The following is an 18,543-nucleotide window of genomic DNA, read 5'->3' as shown; positions in this document are numbered from 1 at the left end:
GCTTTTTATTAAGAAAACGACACTATGAAAGCCTCTATTCTAACAAAGCTAGAATCACTAGTAGAACGTTACGAAGAAGTACAACACCTATTGGGTGATCCTGGCGTGATCGGCGATCAGGACAAATTCCGTGCATTATCAAAAGAGTATTCTCAACTCGAAGAAGTGACTAAGTGCTTCCAAGCTTATCAGCAAGCTCAAGAAGATCTTAACGCAGCAGAAGAGATGGCAAAAGAAGATGACGCAGAAATGCGTGAAATGGCTCAGGAAGAGATTAAAGAAGCAAAAGAAGCTATCGAGCGCTTAAACGATGAGCTGCAAATTTTGCTTCTGCCGAAAGATCCAAATGATGAGCGCAACTGTTTCCTAGAAATCCGTGCTGGTGCAGGTGGTGATGAAGCGGGCATCTTCGCGGGTAACCTTTTCCGCATGTATTCTAAATTCGCTGAGAAAAAAGGCTGGCGCATCGAAGTGATGAGCTGCAACGAGTCTGAACAAGGCGGTTATAAAGAGATGATCGCAAAAGTCAGTGGCGATGGTGCATATGGTGTGCTGAAGTTCGAGTCTGGCGGTCATCGTGTTCAACGCGTACCTGAAACCGAATCTCAAGGTCGTGTACACACGTCTGCGTGTACGGTTGCTGTGATGCCAGAAATTCCAGAAGCTGATCTACCAGAGATCAAGGCTGCGGATCTAAAAATCGATACATTCCGAGCATCAGGCGCGGGTGGTCAGCATGTTAACACCACGGATTCTGCAATCCGTATTACTCACTTACCAACGGGTACGGTTGTTGAGTGTCAGGACGAACGTTCACAACATAAGAACAAAGCGAAAGCGATGGCAGTGCTTGCTGCGCGTATCGTTCAAGCAGAAGAAGCCCGCCGTGCAGCGGAAGTTTCTGATACACGTCGCAACCTACTTGGTTCTGGTGACCGTAGTGACCGTATCCGAACTTATAACTACCCTCAAGGGCGTGTTTCTGATCACCGTATTAATCTAACGGTTTACCGTTTGAACGAGGTGATGGAAGGTGATTTAGCAAGCTTGATCGAGCCTGTAATTCAAGAGCACCAAGCGGATCAACTGGCTGCGTTGGCAGAGAATCACTAATTCATGAGCCCAGTTCAATCCATTGAGCAAGCGCTGAAAAGTGCGACGGCAATTTTGAGAGAAGGCGGCGATGAGTCGCCTTCTCTCGATGCAGCAGTCCTTCTTTGTCATGCACTCAACAAACCAAGAAGTTACTTACTCACTTGGCCAGAAAAATTGTTGGAAGCGGATCAGCAAGCGCATTTTGATGCATTGCTTGAACGTCGCATCTCGGGGGAGCCTGTCGCGTATATCATTGGCGAGCGTGAGTTTTGGTCATTGCCGCTTAGGGTTTCACCTTCAACGTTGATCCCAAGACCGGACACCGAGCGCTTGGTTGAGGTGGCGTTGGATAAAACCTATGAGCAAACGGGTCCCATCCTAGATTTAGGCACTGGTACCGGTGCGATTGCATTGGCGTTGGCCTCCGAGTTACCGAAGCGCCAAGTGATGGGGGTTGATCTAAAGCAAGAGGCGAAAGAACTGGCAGAGTTTAATGCCGAACAATTAAATATTAAAAATGTGACCTTTGACCAAGGTAGCTGGTTCGAGCCTATTGCCTGCGGTACAAAGTTTGCTTTAATTGTCTCCAATCCGCCGTATATCGACGAAAAAGATCCGCACTTATCTCAAGGTGATGTGCGTTTTGAGCCGAAATCGGCGCTCGTCGCGGATGAAAATGGCTTGGCGGATATTCGTCATATCTCTGATCTTGCTCGTCAATATCTGGAAGACGGCGGATGGCTCGCGTTTGAACATGGTTATGACCAAGGCGAAGCCGTTCGAGAGATCATGACGAACTTTGGTTATAAGCAAGTAGTCACGGAAAAAGACTACGGCGAGAATGACCGAGTGACGCTTGGTTGCTACACCGCACAATCATAACGAGCAAGTCAGCAGTAACTTATAAAAGAGAAAGAAAATGTACGTAGCTCTAAAACACATTCACTTAGTAACGATCGCATTGAGCGCGACGCTACTATCGATCCGATTTGCGTTGCTGATGATGGACTCGCCAAAACGCAATAATCGCTTCCTGAAAGTTTTCCCACACATTGTTGATACCGCGCTGTTGTTGTCTGGTATTGGCTTGATCATGGTGACTGGTTTTGTTCCATTTACGGATTCCGCACCTTGGCTAACCAACAAAATTACTTGTGTGCTCGCGTACATTGCTCTTGGCTTCTTCGCGCTTAAAATGGCGAAAAACAAGTTGCTGCGAATTTTTGCCTTCTTTGGCGCGTTAGGCTGGTTAGTGATGGCTGCCAATATTGCAGTATCTAAAAATCCAAACTTATTTGGGTAATCTTCATGCTTGAGTTTTTTGACGAAGATTTTGATAACATGGCGTTGGTGGAAGGCGCGTTAGAGTTAAATTATTCCATCAACCCTGACACCAATGTGCATTGGGCGAAACAAGAGTTAGAGCGCCTTTACCAAGAGGCGGAAGCAACATTGGTTCATGAGACTGATGAAGAGCAACGTTTCGATTCGTTCCTGCGTCTATTCTTTCATGAGTGGGGCTTTAAAGGCGACGAGCAAGAGTACTTTATTTCTGACAACAGCTTTATTGATAAAGTGCTAGAACGTAAAAAAGGCATTCCTGTCAGCCTTGGTGCTATCTTACTTTACTTGGGTAACCGTCTTGGCTTCCCAATGAAGGGGGTAACGTTCCCGACCCAATTTCTGATCAAAGTGGATTGGATGCACAAAACACCGGACTATATTAACCCGTTCAACGGTGAGTATGTCGGTGAGAAAATTCTTCAAGCTTGGTTAATTGGTCAAGAAGGCCCATTTGCGACACTTAAGCCTGAACATTTTGAAGAAGCAGACAACCCAACAGTGATTGGTCGATGGTTAGCACTCATAAAAAGCGCCATGCTGCGTGAAGAAAAATATACACTCGCGCTGCGTTGCACCAATCTTGCTTTAACGTTTGTACCTGATGACCCGTATGAAATTCGTGACCGTGGATTTATCTTCCAGCAGCTAGAATGTCATCAGGTGGCGGTGTCTGATTTTGAGTACTTTATTGACCAATGCCCGGACGATCCGGCATCAGAGCTACTAAAATCACAAGTTAACGTGATGAGCGAAAAGCACGTTACGCTTCACTAATTTTGTCGATACGCCAAATTGAGGCGTGTCGAAAACAGACATAAGAGAATCAAAATGGAACAGAAAATCGTTAATATTGGCGACATTCAGGTTGCGAACGACATGCCATTCACCCTATTTGCAGGAATGAACGTTCTTGAGTCTCGTGATCTTGCAATGCAGATCTGTGAGCACTACGTAAAAGTGACCGACAAGCTAGGCATTCCATACGTATTTAAAGCATCGTTCGATAAGGCAAACCGCAGTTCTGTTCATTCTTACCGTGGCCCAGGCCTTGAAGAAGGCATGAAAATCTTCCAAGAACTGAAAGATACATTCGGTGTGAAGATCATCACTGATGTTCATACAGAAGCGCAAGCTCAACCTGTGGCCGATGTGGTTGATGTCATTCAGCTTCCTGCATTCCTTGCGCGTCAAACTGATCTTGTTGAAGCAATGGCAAAAACAGGTGCAGTGATCAACGTGAAGAAACCTCAATTCATGAGCCCAGGTCAAGTTGGTAACATCGTTGAGAAATTCGCAGAATGCGGCAACGAAAACATCATCCTTTGTGAGCGTGGTTCTTGCCATGGTTACGACAACCTAGTGGTGGATATGCTTGGCTTTGGCGTGATGAAAAACGCATCAAAAGGTAGCCCAATCATCTTTGACGTAACGCACTCATTGCAAATGCGTGATCCATCAGGCGCAGCATCTGGCGGCCGTCGTGAGCAAACAGTAGAGCTTGCAAAAGCAGGTCTAGCAACAGGTATTGCGGGTCTATTTATCGAAGCGCACCCGAACCCAGATCAAGCACGTTGTGATGGTCCTTCTGCCCTACCTCTAGACAAACTAGAGCCATTCCTAGCACAAATGAAATCGCTTGATGATTTGATTAAAAGCTTTACGAATATCGACATCAAATAATCATTCTTATTTGAATGTTTCAATAAAGTGGTCAGCATTTGCTGGCCATTTTTGTTTTTACAACAGCACTCTGGTCTACTATAGCTTCTTGTTTTGTAACTATTATCTATAATCTTTCGAAACAACTGTTGCAAACTTCACCACCTAAAGCACTTATTAGTGATCTGCGTATCACAATAATGACATAACAATGCTATTAGCATAGCGTTCTTTTAAACTGCACCCGTTTATAGCGCCTCACTAGCTGGAATTTGATTCCTTTAGTTTCTATACAGCGCAATCTAGTGGACCTCAGAAGAGAATAAGGTAAAACAATGAAGCAACGTCTGATTGTAAAAACCGCTTTAAGCGCCGCGATTTTAGCGACTCTTGCTGGATGTGTAACGCAACCCGCGCACGAATGGAATGAAGATACAACATATAAATTGACGGTATTGCACACCAATGATCACCACGGTCGTTTTTGGCAAAACAAATACGGCGAATATGGTATGGCCGCACGTAAAACGCTGATTGATGAACTCCGCACTGAGATTCAAGCGGAAGGTGGTAGTGTATTACTTCTATCGGGTGGGGATATCAATACTGGTGTACCTGAGTCCGACTTGCAAGATGCGGAGCCTGACTTTAAAGGTATGAGTAAAATTGGTTATGACGCGATGGCGCTGGGTAATCATGAATTCGACAACCCACTAGAAGTGCTGTTCAAGCAGCAAGAGTGGGCAAACTTCCCGATGTTGTCAGCCAACATTTACGACAAAGAAACAGGCGAGCGCTTGTTCCAACCTTACGCGATGTTCAACAAGCAAGGCATCAAGATTGCCGTTATCGGTCTCACCACTGAGGACACCGCGAAACTGGGTAACCCAGAGTACATTGGTCAGGTAGACTTCCGCGATCCGAAAGAAGAAGCGAAAAAACTGATTGATGAGCTGAAAGAGACGGAAAAGCCAGACCTTATTTTTGCAGTAACGCACATGGGCCACTACGAAAACGGTAATCGCGGTGTGAATGCGCCGGGTGACGTTGCACTAGCGCGTTATTTGAATGAGGGTGATTTGGACATGATAGTGGGTGGTCACTCACAAGAGCCGGTTTGTATAGAAGGTCCAAACGTTATCAAGAAGAACTTCACACCAGGTGATGAGTGTAAACCAGATCAACAAAACGGTACTTACATCGTACAAGCGCACGAGTGGGGTAAGTTTGTTGGTCGTGCGGATTATGAGTTCCGTAACGGTGAACTATCCATGGTGAGCTATGATTTGATCCCGGTGAACCTGAAGAAGAAGATTAAGCTTGATGGTAAGTCTCAACGTGTATTTATCGAAGACGAAATTAAGCAAGATCAAGCATTATTAGAATTCTTGCGCCCATATCAAGAGCAAGGTCAAGACAAGCTTAACGTAAAGATTGCCGAATCTAATGGTAAATTGGAAGGTGATCGTAATGTGGTTCGTTTCCAACAAACTAACCTAGGTCGTCTCATTGCTACCGCACATATGGAACGAGCAAAAGCGGATTTCGCAGTCATGAATTCTGGTGGTGTTCGCAATTCGATAGAAGCGGGTGATATTACTTACAAAGACGTACTTATCGTTCAACCATTTGGTAATATGGTGTCCTACGTAGACATGTCGGGTAAGGAAGTATTGGACTACTTAAATGTCGTTGCGACAAAGCCGATTGATTCCGGTGCTTATGCTCAGTTTGCAGGCATTTCGATGACAGTGGAGAACGGTAAGGTTTCGGATGTCTTTATCGGTGAAAAACAACTTCGTTTAGATACTCAATACCGCTTTACTGTACCAAGCTACAATGCATCAGGCGGTGATGGTTACCCAAAAGTGGACACGCACTCAGGCTATGTAAACACGGGTTTTACGGATGCTGAAGTATTGAAAGAGTACCTTGAGTCACATAGCCCAATTGACGTAAATGCCTATGCACCGTCAGGTGAGATGATATACAAATAACCTGAGTGAGATGGCGTAAAAAGCGATTGACTCAAACTCACTGATATCATTAACTTAAAGCGCTGTTCCCAATCATGGGATCAGCGTTTTTTTGTTTTATAGGAGAATCTTGATGACTCCGGCCATTAATCTTGCGAAAAAGAAAAAAGTTCCACACATCATTCACCAGTACGAGCACGATCCTAGAGCGGATAGCTATGGATTAGAAGCGGCAGAAGTTCTGGGGCAAGACCCAAAGAAAGTATTTAAAACGCTGCTGTTCTGTTTGAACGGCGAACCGAAAAACCTTGCGGTTGCGATTATTCCTGTTGATCAAAAGCTGAATCTAAAACTGGCAGCGAAAGCCGCGAAGGGTAAGAAAGCGGATATGGCTGATCCAGAGATTGCACAAAAGGCCACAGGTTATGTTGTAGGTGGGATTAGCCCGTTGGGACAGAAGAAGGCATTGCCGACGTTTCTGCATGAGAGTGCGATGGCGCAAGACACTATTTGTGTCAGTGCGGGAAAGCGCGGCCTAGAAATAGAGTTGGCGCCAAAAGATTTACTGGGTCTAACGCGAGGTCAGTTTGCCCCTTTGTGTTTGTGAGTAGAGGACAAATAAGAAGGACGCTCATAAGCGTCCTTTTTTGATCTCGTCATCTAGTGAAGCGTTACTTCTTCAGACTCAATGTACCACCGGTATGTTTTGCTGGTTTGCTCGGCTTAGCGGTATTTGGGTTCATGTAATGCTGCTTAGGCTTTGATTGCGGTTTGTTTGATGAATGCGGCTTGTTCGCAGCATCTGGTTTATTCCGGTGCGATTTATCATACTCGCTTTGCGAATTACTGCGCTCACCTTGTGGCCTCACTTTGTAATGCTCTTTTGCTGGGCGTCCGTTTTCATCATTACGTTGACGACGTTGTTGGCCTTTGTTCGAGTTCGGTGCATGACGGAACTCATCAGCATTGTTACCACGGAAGGTACGCACTTTTTGGTTGCGTCGGGCGGTAGAAGCTTGGTTTTCTTCACGACTGTCAAATAGCTTAGCGTCGGTCGCTTTGCGAATGTTGCGGCCTTTCGCATCCAGTTTTGACGCTTCTTCTGTGCCGACAGAACCTTCGCACATGGCTAAGATTTCAGCCACTTCCGCATCACTGAGATAGCGCCATTTTCCGTTTGGGATGCCATCTAGAGAGATGTTCATAATACGGACGCGGCGTAGTTTAAATACTTCGTAACCTAGTGCTTCACACATACGACGGATTTGACGGTTTAAACCTTGAGTCAATACGATACGGAACGAGAACTTGGTCTCTTGGGTCACCTTGCAAGGTAGCGTAACCGTATCGAGAATATTGACGCCGCTCGACATCTGTTTGATGAACTCTTTGGTGATTGGCTTATCAACGCGTACAACGTACTCTTTCTCGTGGTTGTTGCCAGCTCGAAGGATCTTGTTCACGATGTCGCCATCGTTGGTTAAAAAGATCAAACCGTCAGATGGTTTATCCAAACGACCGATAGGGAAGATACGCTTTTTGTGACCGATGAAATCAACGATGTTGCCCGGGATATCACGCTCTGTCGTACAGGTAATGCCGGTTGGTTTATTCAACGCAATATAGACCGGTTTTTCTTTTGCTGCGACAGGGTTACCATCGACACAAACATCATCACCTGGGAGAACTTTCGTCCCCATTTCTGGCTGTTTGCCATTGATCGTGACACGACCTTGTTCGATTAGACGGTCTGCTTCGCGGCGCGAGCAAAACCCCGTTTCACTGATGAATTTATTTAAGCGTTTTGCGTTATCTTGTGACATGTTGCTCTCCTAACGTTTCACAACGGCGGTTAATAAAAGTTGCCTTCCCAATATTTTATAGGAAGGCGAGATAAGGTCGGGCATTCTAGCACCGAGCATCCGGTTAGCCTAAACGTTTTTGATGACGTTCACGCGTCTCCATTTTCTTTTCAGCACTCTTTCTCAGCAGTACGTACACTGCACCACTTCCTCCATGGAAGCGTTGTGCCGTATGGACGCATTGCACTTCACGGATTTGTTGCAGCCAACTACTGACAAAGCTCTTCATTAAGGCTGGCGGGTTAGAACGTTCGCCACGACCGTGCACGATCATCACGGTACGGATATCCATTTCAATGCATTGCTTGAGGAAAGTTACTACTTCGTCACGCGCTTCTTTTAGCGTCTTACGGTGTAAATCAAGGCGAGCTTGAATGGGGTACTTCCCAAGACGCAGCTTGCGGTACACGCCATCTTGTACACCATCACGTTTGAACTCGATGAAGTCGTCCGGCTTTAGCATTTCCGCGTGGTCGATAGATAAGTATTCGGGGTCGTCTTCTGTTAACCAGATCGCAGCCTCTTGTTTGGCAAGGTGTGCATCGGTCACCTGGTGGACTTTTTTATGTTCAGCTGTGTCGTGGGTAATTGGCTTAACGTCGCCCATCATCTGTTGGAACAGGTCAAAATCGTCGTCGTGAGACATAACGGCAATCTCATAAAGAACAGGATAAGTAGAGACAATTATATTAAGGAGGTGCTAAAAAAGATCAATAAAAAACCGGAGCAGGCAAATAACCAACTCCGGTGCGAAGCGTTTCTAGAGCTAAGCGAGATCTAGTGAGGAGATTTGTCGTTCATAATCTTGTACATGAAGAAACCGCCGTAAAACAACATCAGACCAATTGCCCCAAAGATTACAATCATTGATGATAGACCCACTGCATTACCAAATAGGAGATCAAGCCAAAAGTCCATATGTTTCCTCCAAGATATTTCCGACAAGGTTTAAACTAATGGCTGGTGTTTTTTGCACACTGATCTGGATCAATGATGTTGCACGAGTTAATAGGTTGTATTTTATTGTGAGTTATTAATCACAATTTACGTGCTAGTGCTCAGTAATTCAGCAATCAAATTAGAGCGTCATCTTTTTTTGAAAAAAGCGCTTGCGTCTCTTCGGATTATCCGTAATATACGCATCCGTTGACGGGGAAAAGTCCTTAGTTAAACATCTCGGTGAATAGCGCAGCTTGGTAGCGCATCTGGTTTGGGACCAGAGGGTCGGGGGTTCGAATCCCTCTTCACCGACCACTTTCAGAAAGCCTGCTCAATGAGCAGGCTTTCGTCGTTTGGCGCGAGCAAATTTTGACTTTGATAGTATCGAACCAAATGGGGTTCGCCTGAAGTTAGAATATGGCTCTTCACCGACCATTTTCAGAAAGCCTGCTCAATGAGCTGGCTTTCGTCGTTTTGGCGCGAGCAAATTTTGACTTTGATAGTATCGAACCAAATGGGGTTCGCCTGAAGTTAGAATATGGCTCTTCACCGACCACTTTTAGAAAGCCTGCCTTTAAATATCACATTTCGCATTTCTGGTGTTTGCTAATGGTTTGATCGCAAAACCGCGCTTTTCTAGTAATTCGATAAGACTGCCCTTACCAACTAAGTGTAAGCTGCCGACCACAACGGTGTAACGGCCTCCTTTCTTTGGTAATACGTTGCCAGAGTCTAATTTTTGTGCCCAATCTCGGTTACGAGAGTATAGAAAGGCTTCATTGAACTGTTCACTGGATTTTTCACTTAGCGATGCTTTTTCTAGCTGACTTCCGGCGCCACTTTTCCAGCTCTCGATTAAGCATTCGACAAGAGCTTCTCCACCATCATATTCTTCGATTGAAGAAAGCAGTAGCTCTTTGCCCCCCTCGGGTTGGCCTGTAATTAAATCGATTTGAAATTGCACCGATTCTAAAGAGAGGATGGGGACGTGTTTTTCTTCTGCCATATTAATTAAATGCATATCGACGCCATGACCTGCCACGTACCCCAATTTGTTAACGAGAGACAACTGAATCGTTAAGGCTGCTGCCCAAGGAGGTGCATTGAGTAATTGCGTTTGTTGCACACCAAGATCTTTGGCAATCTCAGCAAGATGTTGATGCTGCGTTTTATCCAAGACATCTTTGGCGAGAAACGCGGTTTTTGGGTAGGTCACGCCTTCAGTATTTCGAACATCGGTTTCGATGATTAATCCATCACTGTTTCTTAGGAATTGAGTAACGGCTTTAGGCAGCGGGTACATACTTGTATCCCCCACATGAATCGAACCAATAATCATGTATTCGGTATTGCCTTTCTTTGCCAACCAGTGCTGTGGTTCTGCTTGGGTAGAGTAAGAAGTAAAAAAGACAATGAGAGATGACATGACAGACAAGAGTCGAAACATATTTTGTTCCTCGAATTCGATATGCATCTTATCTATATCATGGTTCGACAAAAACGTCATTTTTAAAAATATTGACGTGTTTTGACGGTGACGAAATGAGAGCTAATTCACGAAAGTGTTTTAATTGAGTTTGTTGTTAATGGTAAGTCAAATGCTCTCTCGTGATCAAAATCCTATAAAATCATGCAAAACGCACCAGTTTTTGTGATTGAGATCGCAACAATCTCGTCAAAAAAAGTTGCTCGTTTTTGACAAGTTAAATAAGCAATTGAATTTCATGTATTTATGTTTTTAATCTCAAGACCAAATTTGAGCTGGATCACTTCTTACTTTTATTTATTTTACGTATTAAAATAACTGCTTGTATGTTGAATACAACTGTTAAGCGCCTCGCATTTAGGTGCTCACCATTTTTGATAAATGTCGTTTTGAACCACTGACTTTTTGGGGAAAGTAAGATGTTGAAACATAGTCTGATTGCTGCTTCTGTAATCGCTACATTGGCAGGCTGCTCTTCACTGCAGAACTCTGAGCAACAAGTTGTAAACTCACTGGCTGACAACCTTAATATTCAATATGAAGTACTTACAAACCACGGCGCAAATGAAGGTCTTGCATGTCAAGACATGGGCGCTGAGTGGGCGTCTTGTAATAAGGTTAACATGACGTTAATTAACCAAGGTGAAGCGGTTGACTCTAAAGATTGGGCTATCTACTTCCACAGCATTCGTCTGATTTTGGATGTAGACAACGAGCAGTTCAAAATCTCTCGTGTAACGGGTGACCTACACAAATTAGAACCAACAGATAAGTTTGACGGTTTCGCGGCAGGTGAAGAAGTCGTTCTGCCGCTGATTGGCGAATACTGGACATTGTTTGAAACTGATTTCATGCCAGGTGCATTTGTAACTGCGCCAAACGCAGAGCCTAAGATGATTGCGTCTCTAAATACAGAAGACGTTGCTTCTTTCGTTACTGGCCTTGAAGGCAACAACCTAAAACGTACGCCTGATGACAACAACATCATGGCAAATGCTGTCTCTCGTTTCGAAAAGAATGAAGATCTAGCAAAACAAGATGTATCAACTACGTTACTACCAACGCCAATGCACGTGAAAGCGGGCCAAGGCACAGTAGACATCGCAGGTGGTATTGCGCTGCCGAAAGACGCATTTGATGCGGCTCAATACGCAGCAATTCAAGATCGCGCAGAAGTGGTAGGTGTGGATGTTCGTGGTGATGTTCCTGTTAGCATCACGCTAGTTCCTGCAAACTTCACCGGTGAATTAGCAAAATCGGGTGCTTATGATTTGAGCATCAATGGCGACGGCATTGTGATTGAAGCATTCGACCAAGCAGGTGCTTTCTACGCAGTACAATCTATCTTTGGCCTGATAGATAGCCAAAATGCTGATTCTCTACCACAACTGTCTATTCAAGATGCACCGCGCTTTGATTACCGTGGTGTGATGGTCGATGTGGCTCGTAACTTCCACTCTAAAGACGCAATCCTTGCAACGCTTGAGCAAATGGCGGCGTACAAGATGAACAAACTGCACCTTCACCTGACGGATGATGAAGGCTGGCGTTTGGAAATTCCAGGTCTGCCTGAGCTGACCGAAGTGGGTGCAAACCGTTGTTTCGATTTGGAAGAGAAAAGCTGTTTACTGCCTCAGCTTGGTTCAGGTGCAACGACAGATAATTTTGGCTCCGGTTACTTCAGCAAAGCAGACTATGTGGAAATCCTAAAGTACGCGAAAGCACGTAACATCGAAGTGATTCCAGAAATCGATATGCCAGCGCACGCTCGTGCAGCAGTGGTATCAATGGAAGCGCGTTACGATCGTCTAATGGAAGAAGGTAAAGAAGCAGAAGCGAACGAGTACCGCCTGATGGATCCTCAAGATACATCGAACGTAACGACGGTTCAGTTCTACAACAAGCAAAGCTTCATCAACCCATGTATGGAATCTTCAACTCGCTTTGTTGATAAAGTGATTTCAGAAGTAGCAGCAATGCACCAAGAAGCGGGCACGCCGCTAACAACATGGCACTTTGGTGGTGACGAAGCGAAGAACATCAAGCTAGGCGCTGGTTTCCAAGACGTTAACGCAGAAGATAAAGTAAGCTGGAAAGGCACCATTGACCTGTCTAAGCAAGACAAGCCATTCGCGCAGTCTCCACAATGTCAGACATTGATCGATAATGGCACTGTAAGTGATTATGGTCACCTACCAAGCTTCTTTGCGGAAGAAGTGTCTAAGATTGTGGCGGAAAAAGGTATCCCTGGTTTCCAAGCATGGCAAGATGGTCTGAAATACAGTGAAGGCGCAGAGGCGTTCGCGACAGAAAACAAACGTGTGAACTTCTGGGACGTACTTTACTGGGGTGGTACTTCATCAGTGTACGAGTGGTCTAAGAAAGGTTACGACGTGATCGTTTCTAACCCAGACTACGTGTACATGGACATGCCATACGAAGTGGATCCGAAAGAGCGTGGTTACTACTGGGCAACGCGTGCAACAGATACGCGTAAGATGTTCGGTTTTGCACCAGAGAACATGCCTCAAAACGCAGAAACATCGCTAGATCGTGACGGTAACGGCTTCACAGGTAAAGGTGAGATCGAAGCGAAGCCATTTTACGGTCTATCAGCACAGCTTTGGTCTGAGACTGTACGTAACGATGAACAATACGAGTACATGGTATTCCCTCGCGTACTAGCCGCTGCTGAGCGTGCGTGGCACCGTGCGGATTGGGAAAACGACTACAAAGTGGGTGTTGAGTATTCGCAAAACTCTAATTTAGTAGACAAAGCTGCGCTAAACCAAGACTACAACCGCTTTGCGAACGTTCTTGGTCAACGTGAACTGGCTAAGCTAGAAAAATCAGGCATCGACTACCGCCTACCAGTACCTGGCGCGAAAGTTGAAGATGGTAAACTAGCAATGAACGTTCAGTTCCCAGGCGTGAAGCTTCAATACTCTCTAGATGGCAAAAACTGGCTAACTTACGCAGACAGTGCGCGTCCAAATGTGAAAGGTGAAGTGTTTATCCGCTCTGTGTCGGCAACGGGTGAGAAAGCAAGCCGTGTGACTAGCGTGAAATAAATTCACTAAGTTTCACTTAAATCACTATTTATAGCCAAAGCCCTCAACTCATGTTGAGGGCTTTGTTTATTTTTCTATGGGAAATAAGTGTGAACAATGTCTGATTATTATTTACTGATATATAAAATCGTCATTTAGAACGAAAAGAAGAATGTGATCTCGATGCTTGTTTTTTTGCTTGAATTAAGAGTGTAGCTAACCTGACTTCACACTTTATCTTTTTACGAATTTTTATTTTTCATGGCAAGATATTGTATTTAATGGTTTTTTTAATTTTTACAATGCCAGTTTGAATTGGGTCACTGTTTTAAATGATTTATTTTCCAATGCGAATTAAATTGCGCAGTATTGCCTTAGCCAGGGAGGCTCATCCCAATAATGTTGGCGATGAAGGGCAAGTGATAGCCGCACATCTCATCGCATAACGTGAATAAATATAGGCAGTAATTATGAAAAACGTTTTAGCACTAAGTGCATTTTCTCTTGTTTTCGCTTCTAGCGCTTTCGCGGGTTCTTCTTACGTAACAGGTAACGTTCAGTTTCACTCAGACTTTCAACCTAACGTGACTTCAACACTTGAAGCGGGTCATACGTTTGATACTGGCACAACGTTGCTAACTGAGTTTGATGGTATCTCTCTTGGTAAGTACGACGATAATGCTCTTCAAGATACTCGTCTTGGTTACTCACCATACATCACTCTAGGTATCGAGCAGAGCTACTCTTTTAATGACAATCTATGGGTTGCTGCTGGTTACCATCACCTACTAAACAATGGCGAGACTGTACAATACCGTCCGCTTGTTAAAATCGGTTACTACTTTGATAACGGTATTGCTATCAGTAACCGTACTCGTTACCACGACGTAAAAGATGGCAACGATCAATTGCGCTTTGATAACCGTATCGGTTACGTAGTAAATGAAGAGTTAGCGCTAAGCTACAACAACGTTTACGTACGTACAGACAATGCTGACAACACGATGGATCATGAGCTTCGTGCTACATGGATACGCAATGGCGTTCAACCATATTTCGAATACCGTAACCAAGCTGATAATGCAAACAATGCGTTTGTGTTCGGTGCGTCTTATGGTTTCTAATAAGTCCTAGCTGTTCATGATTAATGAACAGATTCAAAGCTTAGCAATATTCAGATGCTGTTAGCTTTGCGAGCGACCTTGATATTTTTGAGGTCGCTTTTTTTGTATCTAAGAGACTGAATTCATGCAGCAAGTGACGCTTTAAGATAGCAGAGGTTACTACTAAGTATTGAAGAGATGGGGGAAAATAAGCACTGGGAAAAATGGCCCGCAGAGGGGAATCGCGAGCCATATTCTAACTGATGAGGTTTAACGCATCGGTGTCTCAAGCAATTGAAGAGCTCGGTCAACGGCGTTATTGATCACTTCATGACTGTCTAGCTTTCCAGCCCCCGCAGGTCCAAGAGCACAAGCAAATAACGCTAACTGTTTGCCAAAAGGCAGGTTCAGTTGATCGTACAAATCTTGCCGTATCTTTGCGTGTTGTTCTGGTTCCTGGTTAGCAAGGCTAACAAGCGTGTCATAAATAAGTGCTTTCTTAAATTTTCCTTTTTATTGCACGGGGTACATATCCATTTATGGTGCTACGCACAATAAATCAGGAAAGTCAGTCACACAACGAAGCCTTGCAGTAAGAAACTTTCACAATAATCGTGATCGTACCATGGATCACTGGTCGTTCCCTTTGTGGTAGCGATATTCGTACACTTGACCTTTTTCGTTGTACGCGTAAACGGCGTAACTGTCTTTCTTGTCACCATATTCCATGCCGGGAGAGCCCATTGGCATACCTGGAACCGCAAGGCCTTTCGCATTTTTAGGTGGGTTTTCTAAGAAAGCTTTGATGTCCTCGGCTGGGATGTGTCCTTCAAAAACGTAGCCATCAATTTCTGCCGTATGGCAGGAGTATAACTGTTCGTTTTTAATGCCTAAGTCGCGTTTGATGGCGTTCATGTCATCATGCAGCTTCTCTTCAACAGTAAAACCGTTCTCTTCCATGTGTTTAGTCCACTCACCACAACAGCCACAATATGGCGATTTGTGGTTGATGACATCAGCGGCCAATACGTTAGCCGATGTGGCAGCAAGCATGGTAAAGGTCAATAATTTCAACTTCATAATATCCTCGAAAAGAAGGTTCGCTTACTTAATGGTAAACAGCCGTAGTCGATTTGCGTTACTCACGACTGTGATTGAAGACAGCGCCATTGCTGCGCCAGCAACAACAGGACTGAGCAAAAATCCAAACGCTGGGTAAAGCACGCCTGCGGCGATAGGAATACCCAACGAGTTATAAATAAAGGCACCGAACAAATTTTGTTTCATGTTTTTCAGTGTCGCGCGTGATAGCTCAATCGCATGTACTACGGCCAATGGCGACGTATTCAAAATGGTCATTTGTGAGCTTTCGATGGCGACATCACTGCCACTGCCCATAGCCACCCCAAGATTGGCAAGGGCCAAAGCTGGTGCGTCGTTGATACCATCGCCAATCATAGCAACAGTACAGCCTTGCGATTGAAGTAATTTAATATGCTGAGCTTTTTCGTCAGGCATGACTTGGGCAATGATTTCATCAATGCCGAGCTCTTTGCCGATAGCGTTGGCAACGTGTTGGTTGTCGCCCGTTAGCATGACGGTTTTTATGCCCTGCGATTTTAATGCAGACACGGCTTGTTTAGCATCAGATTTAATCGGATCAGCGATGGCAATTAAGCCAATCAGTTCATTGTTTAATGCTACGGCTACCGGCGTCCAAGCATTATTGGCGCAATCTTGAATCGCTTGTTCCATTAGGCTGGTATCAATCTGCTCGGCTTGCATAAATTGCAGTGAGCCTATCAGTAATGGTTGAGCTTGGTAGGTCGCAACAATACCACGACCACGGATGTTCTCAAAGGCTTCTAACTCAAGATCTTCGGTACTGTGCTGTTTTGCATAATCACACACCGCTTTCGCTAATGGGTGCTCTGATTGACGCTCTGCTGCGTACGCCAATGCCAATAGTTCTTCTTGGCTGGTGGTTTGAGTAAACACTTGCTGCACACTCGGTTTGCCCTGTGTCAGTGTGCCGGTTTTATCGAATACAACCGTATTTACTTTGCTGGCGAGTTGCAGTGCGTCGGCGTCTTTAATCAGGATACCCAGCTCTGCGGCTTTACCTACACCAACTGTCACCGACAGAGGTGTTGCCAAGCCAAGGGCACAAGGGCAGGCGATAATCAGCACTGTGGTAGTGACCACGAGCATATAGCTAGCTTTTGGCTCCGGACCTACGGCAAACCAGACCAATGCTGCTAACACTGCAATGCCTATCACCACGGGAACAAATACCGCTGAAATCTGATCAGCCAGTTTAGCAATGGCAGGCTTACTGCTTTGCGCGGTACGTACCATACGAATGATGCGCGCTAGCATGGTGTTTGCGCCAATGCCCGTAGCTTCGATGATCAGTGCGCCATCAGTATTTAATGTTCCTGCAGAAATGTGCGCATTTTGCGTTTTTAATACTGGTACAGGCTCACCAGTGAGCATGGATTCATCGATGTAGGATTCACCTTGAATGACAACCCCATCAACCGGCACTTTTTCACCCGGCTTTATACGCAGTTTCATGCCTAGCGTGATTTGCTCAACCGCGAGCTGTTGATCGCCTTGTTCAGAAATGACGGTTGCTTGCTGAGGCTGAAGGTTAATCAGTGCTTGCAATGAGCGCGTGGTGTTGGCCTTGGCTTTGGCCTCGATATAGTGACCAAGCGAAATCAGACCGATGATCATTGCGCTCGCTTCAAAGTACACATGGCGCGAAGCAAGTGGGAACCACGCAGGGAATATTACCACGAGCATCGAATAGAACCATGCAGCACCAGTACCCAACGCGACTAAGGTATCCATCGTCGCGCGTTTGTGAGTCGCTGCTAACCAAGCATTGGTAAAGAAGTGCTTACCTGCGGTTGCCAATAGTAATAGACACAATACTCCTATCGCCCCCCAAGCGAGCTGATCATTCGCATTACGAATCATCATGTTGCCGCCAAATACACCCCATAGCATTAACGGTGCACCAACAACTAACCCAGCAATAGCATCAAGCTTGAAGCGTTTTTGTTGGGCTCGTTGTTGAGCCGCTTGCTTTTCTTGTTGGGTTGCTGCGTCTTGAAGGATTTCTGCTTGGTAACCTGCTTGTTTTACCAATTCAACAATCGCTTGTTGGAGTGCTTCAGAATCTTGAGTGGCGAACACCAATGCACTTTGCTCAGCAAAGTTTACTTGTGCTTTTTCAATGCCTTCTACGCTAGTGAGCGCTTTCTCTACTGAAGAAACGCAACTCGCACAGGTCATGCCTTGAATCAGGATTTGCAACTGAATACTCGCTGGTGGCGATTGAGCGTGTTCAATGTTGCTCTGCTTTTCTACTTGCTCAGTTGCCGGCGAGCTTTCCTCTTCGGCTTCAATTGTCTCAAGGCTGGCGGTGTAGCCAAGTGTTGCCACAAGCTCGATCACGTGCTGCTCAGAGAGTAGGGTTGTGATATCGAGTTGTGTCGTAGATACGTGAAAAGCAATGACGTCTTGATTCGACTCTAATAAAGAAGAGAGTTTCTTCACGCATCCGCCACAGCTTAACCCGCTAAGGTTGAACTGATATTGATGGCCTGCGTGATAACCCAGTGCCTCGATGGATGCAACAATAGAAGAAAGGGGAGATTCGGTTTTCAATTCAACCATTGTCGGGGACAAATTAATGATCTCAACACTGTGATTTGTGTGTAAAGCTTTCTCAACCTTCCTCGCACAGCTCATGCAGTTGAGCCCAGTCATAGGTATAACGAACTGATACATAATATGTCCTCGATAATCGTAATAGGCTGAGCATAAACCTTCCTGTTAGGGGAAGGTCAAGCATTACTTCTATTGGGCAGTGTCATTTGATTTATACGTATTCACCACGATCACATGACACTTTACTATTATAAGTAGCAGAGCAGAGCCGTTATGCCTGCAGCCCTGTTTGATTTATAACGCCAATCTCCACTGAATGATTGTAGAATTGACTTACGGTGGTAAAAT

16 protein-coding genes and 1 tRNA gene are annotated in these 18,543 nt (G+C 45.1%); 10 read left to right on the top strand and 7 right to left on the bottom strand.

The features are described from left to right. The first annotated feature begins 24 nt into the window (after positions 1-24). The 7 genes from prfA (at position 25) to ybaK (ending at position 6,681) form a co-directional block, all read left to right on the top strand. Entirely contained in the window at positions 25-1,113 is a 1,089-nt protein-coding gene (prfA, locus tag AK966_RS05975) for a peptide chain release factor 1 (protein ID WP_119463723.1), read from the top strand. Positions 1,114-1,116: 3 nt separating this feature from the next. Continuing rightward, positions 1,117-1,977: a peptide chain release factor N(5)-glutamine methyltransferase gene (prmC, locus tag AK966_RS05970; RefSeq protein WP_099079249.1), complete on the top strand. Its 861-nt coding sequence runs from the start codon at positions 1,117-1,119 to the stop codon at positions 1,975-1,977. A 37-nt stretch (positions 1,978-2,014) separates the two neighbouring features. Continuing rightward, a complete protein-coding gene (locus AK966_RS05965) occupies positions 2,015-2,398 on the top strand; it encodes a SirB2 family protein (protein ID WP_119463722.1) in 384 nt (127 codons plus the stop codon). Between the two features lie 5 nt (positions 2,399-2,403). Further along, on the top strand, positions 2,404-3,213 hold the full coding sequence (locus AK966_RS05960; protein ID WP_119463721.1) for a SirB1 family protein: 810 nt from the start codon (positions 2,404-2,406) through the stop codon (positions 3,211-3,213). Positions 3,214-3,267: 54 nt separating this feature from the next. Continuing rightward, a complete protein-coding gene (gene kdsA, locus AK966_RS05955) occupies positions 3,268-4,119 on the top strand; it encodes a 3-deoxy-8-phosphooctulonate synthase (RefSeq protein WP_099079252.1) in 852 nt (283 codons plus the stop codon). A gap of 314 nt (positions 4,120-4,433) precedes the next feature. Further along, positions 4,434-6,095, top strand: coding sequence for a bifunctional UDP-sugar hydrolase/5'-nucleotidase UshA (gene ushA / locus AK966_RS05950; RefSeq protein WP_119463720.1), 1,662 nt, complete (start codon positions 4,434-4,436; stop codon positions 6,093-6,095). Positions 6,096-6,207: 112 nt separating this feature from the next. Next, entirely contained in the window at positions 6,208-6,681 is a 474-nt protein-coding gene (ybaK, locus tag AK966_RS05945; protein WP_099079254.1) for a Cys-tRNA(Pro) deacylase, read from the top strand. A gap of 64 nt (positions 6,682-6,745) precedes the next feature. On the opposite strand, the gene rluF is transcribed toward ybaK, so the two are convergent. From rluF to AK966_RS05930, 3 genes are all read right to left on the bottom strand, one after another. Next, complete coding sequence (gene rluF, locus AK966_RS05940) at positions 6,746-7,897, bottom strand: 23S rRNA pseudouridine(2604) synthase RluF (protein WP_099079255.1); 1,152 nt, start codon at positions 7,895-7,897, stop codon at positions 6,746-6,748. Positions 7,898-8,000: 103 nt separating this feature from the next. Beyond that, a complete protein-coding gene (smrA, locus tag AK966_RS05935; RefSeq protein WP_119463719.1) occupies positions 8,001-8,582 on the bottom strand; it encodes a DNA endonuclease SmrA in 582 nt (193 codons plus the stop codon). Between the two features lie 131 nt (positions 8,583-8,713). After that, positions 8,714-8,854 carry a DUF3149 domain-containing protein gene (locus tag AK966_RS05930; protein ID WP_014231074.1) on the bottom strand — a complete coding sequence of 47 codons (141 nt, stop codon included), beginning with the start codon at positions 8,852-8,854 and terminating at the stop codon, positions 8,714-8,716. A gap of 259 nt (positions 8,855-9,113) precedes the next feature. Between AK966_RS05930 and AK966_RS05925 the strand changes: the two genes are divergently transcribed. Beyond that, positions 9,114-9,190: transfer RNA gene (locus AK966_RS05925), tRNA-Pro, on the top strand. Positions 9,191-9,449: 259 nt separating this feature from the next. Here AK966_RS05925 and AK966_RS05920 read toward each other — a convergent pair. Then, positions 9,450-10,322 carry a TraB/GumN family protein gene (locus tag AK966_RS05920; protein ID WP_119463718.1) on the bottom strand — a complete coding sequence of 291 codons (873 nt, stop codon included), beginning with the start codon at positions 10,320-10,322 and terminating at the stop codon, positions 9,450-9,452. Between the two features lie 458 nt (positions 10,323-10,780). On the opposite strand from AK966_RS05920, the gene AK966_RS05915 reads away from it, so the two are divergent. Both AK966_RS05915 and AK966_RS05910 read left to right on the top strand, forming a co-directional pair. Beyond that, a complete protein-coding gene (locus AK966_RS05915) occupies positions 10,781-13,432 on the top strand; it encodes a beta-N-acetylhexosaminidase (RefSeq protein ID WP_099079258.1) in 2,652 nt (883 codons plus the stop codon). 449 nt (positions 13,433-13,881) lie between these two features. After that, positions 13,882-14,535, top strand: coding sequence for an oligogalacturonate-specific porin KdgM family protein (locus AK966_RS05910; protein ID WP_099079259.1), 654 nt, complete (start codon positions 13,882-13,884; stop codon positions 14,533-14,535). 249 nt (positions 14,536-14,784) lie between these two features. On the opposite strand, the gene AK966_RS05905 is transcribed toward AK966_RS05910, so the two are convergent. From AK966_RS05905 to AK966_RS05895, 3 genes are all read right to left on the bottom strand, one after another. Further along, positions 14,785-15,003, bottom strand: a complete 219-nt coding sequence (locus AK966_RS05905) for a PAS factor family protein (RefSeq protein WP_099079260.1) — start codon at positions 15,001-15,003, stop codon at positions 14,785-14,787. 141 nt (positions 15,004-15,144) lie between these two features. Continuing rightward, on the bottom strand, positions 15,145-15,594 hold the full coding sequence (locus AK966_RS05900) for a DUF411 domain-containing protein (RefSeq protein ID WP_099079261.1): 450 nt from the start codon (positions 15,592-15,594) through the stop codon (positions 15,145-15,147). 24 nt (positions 15,595-15,618) lie between these two features. Further along, on the bottom strand, positions 15,619-18,315 hold the full coding sequence (locus AK966_RS05895) for a copper-translocating P-type ATPase (RefSeq protein WP_119463717.1): 2,697 nt from the start codon (positions 18,313-18,315) through the stop codon (positions 15,619-15,621). Positions 18,316-18,543 lie beyond the last annotated feature (228 nt).

Source organism: Vibrio sp. PID23_8 (genome assembly GCF_003584965.1).
GTDB lineage: Bacteria > Pseudomonadota > Gammaproteobacteria > Enterobacterales > Vibrionaceae > Vibrio.
Note: the sequence above shows the minus strand (reverse complement) of the source record. Positions and strands in the feature narration are given on the sequence as shown.

Excerpts from the sequence above, each read along its gene's own strand:
- AK966_RS05910 (WP_099079259.1), top strand. The coding sequence starts at position 13,882 with ATGAAAAACGTTTTAGCACTAAGTGCATTTTCTCTTGTTTTCGCTTCT.
- AK966_RS05915 (WP_099079258.1), top strand. The coding sequence starts at position 10,781 with ATGTTGAAACATAGTCTGATTGCTGCTTCTGTAATCGCTACATTGGCA.
- kdsA (WP_099079252.1), top strand. The coding sequence starts at position 3,268 with ATGGAACAGAAAATCGTTAATATTGGCGACATTCAGGTTGCGAACGAC.
- ybaK (WP_099079254.1), top strand. The coding sequence starts at position 6,208 with ATGACTCCGGCCATTAATCTTGCGAAAAAGAAAAAAGTTCCACACATC.
- rluF (WP_099079255.1), bottom strand. The coding sequence starts at position 7,897 with ATGTCACAAGATAACGCAAAACGCTTAAATAAATTCATCAGTGAAACG.
- prmC (WP_099079249.1), top strand. The coding sequence starts at position 1,117 with ATGAGCCCAGTTCAATCCATTGAGCAAGCGCTGAAAAGTGCGACGGCA.
- AK966_RS05895 (WP_119463717.1), bottom strand. The coding sequence starts at position 18,315 with ATGTATCAGTTCGTTATACCTATGACTGGGCTCAACTGCATGAGCTGT.
- AK966_RS05965 (WP_119463722.1), top strand. The coding sequence starts at position 2,015 with ATGTACGTAGCTCTAAAACACATTCACTTAGTAACGATCGCATTGAGC.
- ushA (WP_119463720.1), top strand. The coding sequence starts at position 4,434 with ATGAAGCAACGTCTGATTGTAAAAACCGCTTTAAGCGCCGCGATTTTA.
- AK966_RS05920 (WP_119463718.1), bottom strand. The coding sequence starts at position 10,322 with ATGTTTCGACTCTTGTCTGTCATGTCATCTCTCATTGTCTTTTTTACT.
- AK966_RS05960 (WP_119463721.1), top strand. The coding sequence starts at position 2,404 with ATGCTTGAGTTTTTTGACGAAGATTTTGATAACATGGCGTTGGTGGAA.
- AK966_RS05900 (WP_099079261.1), bottom strand. The coding sequence starts at position 15,594 with ATGAAGTTGAAATTATTGACCTTTACCATGCTTGCTGCCACATCGGCT.
- prfA (WP_119463723.1), top strand. The coding sequence starts at position 25 with ATGAAAGCCTCTATTCTAACAAAGCTAGAATCACTAGTAGAACGTTAC.
- smrA (WP_119463719.1), bottom strand. The coding sequence starts at position 8,582 with ATGTCTCACGACGACGATTTTGACCTGTTCCAACAGATGATGGGCGAC.
- AK966_RS05930 (WP_014231074.1), bottom strand. The coding sequence starts at position 8,854 with ATGGACTTTTGGCTTGATCTCCTATTTGGTAATGCAGTGGGTCTATCA.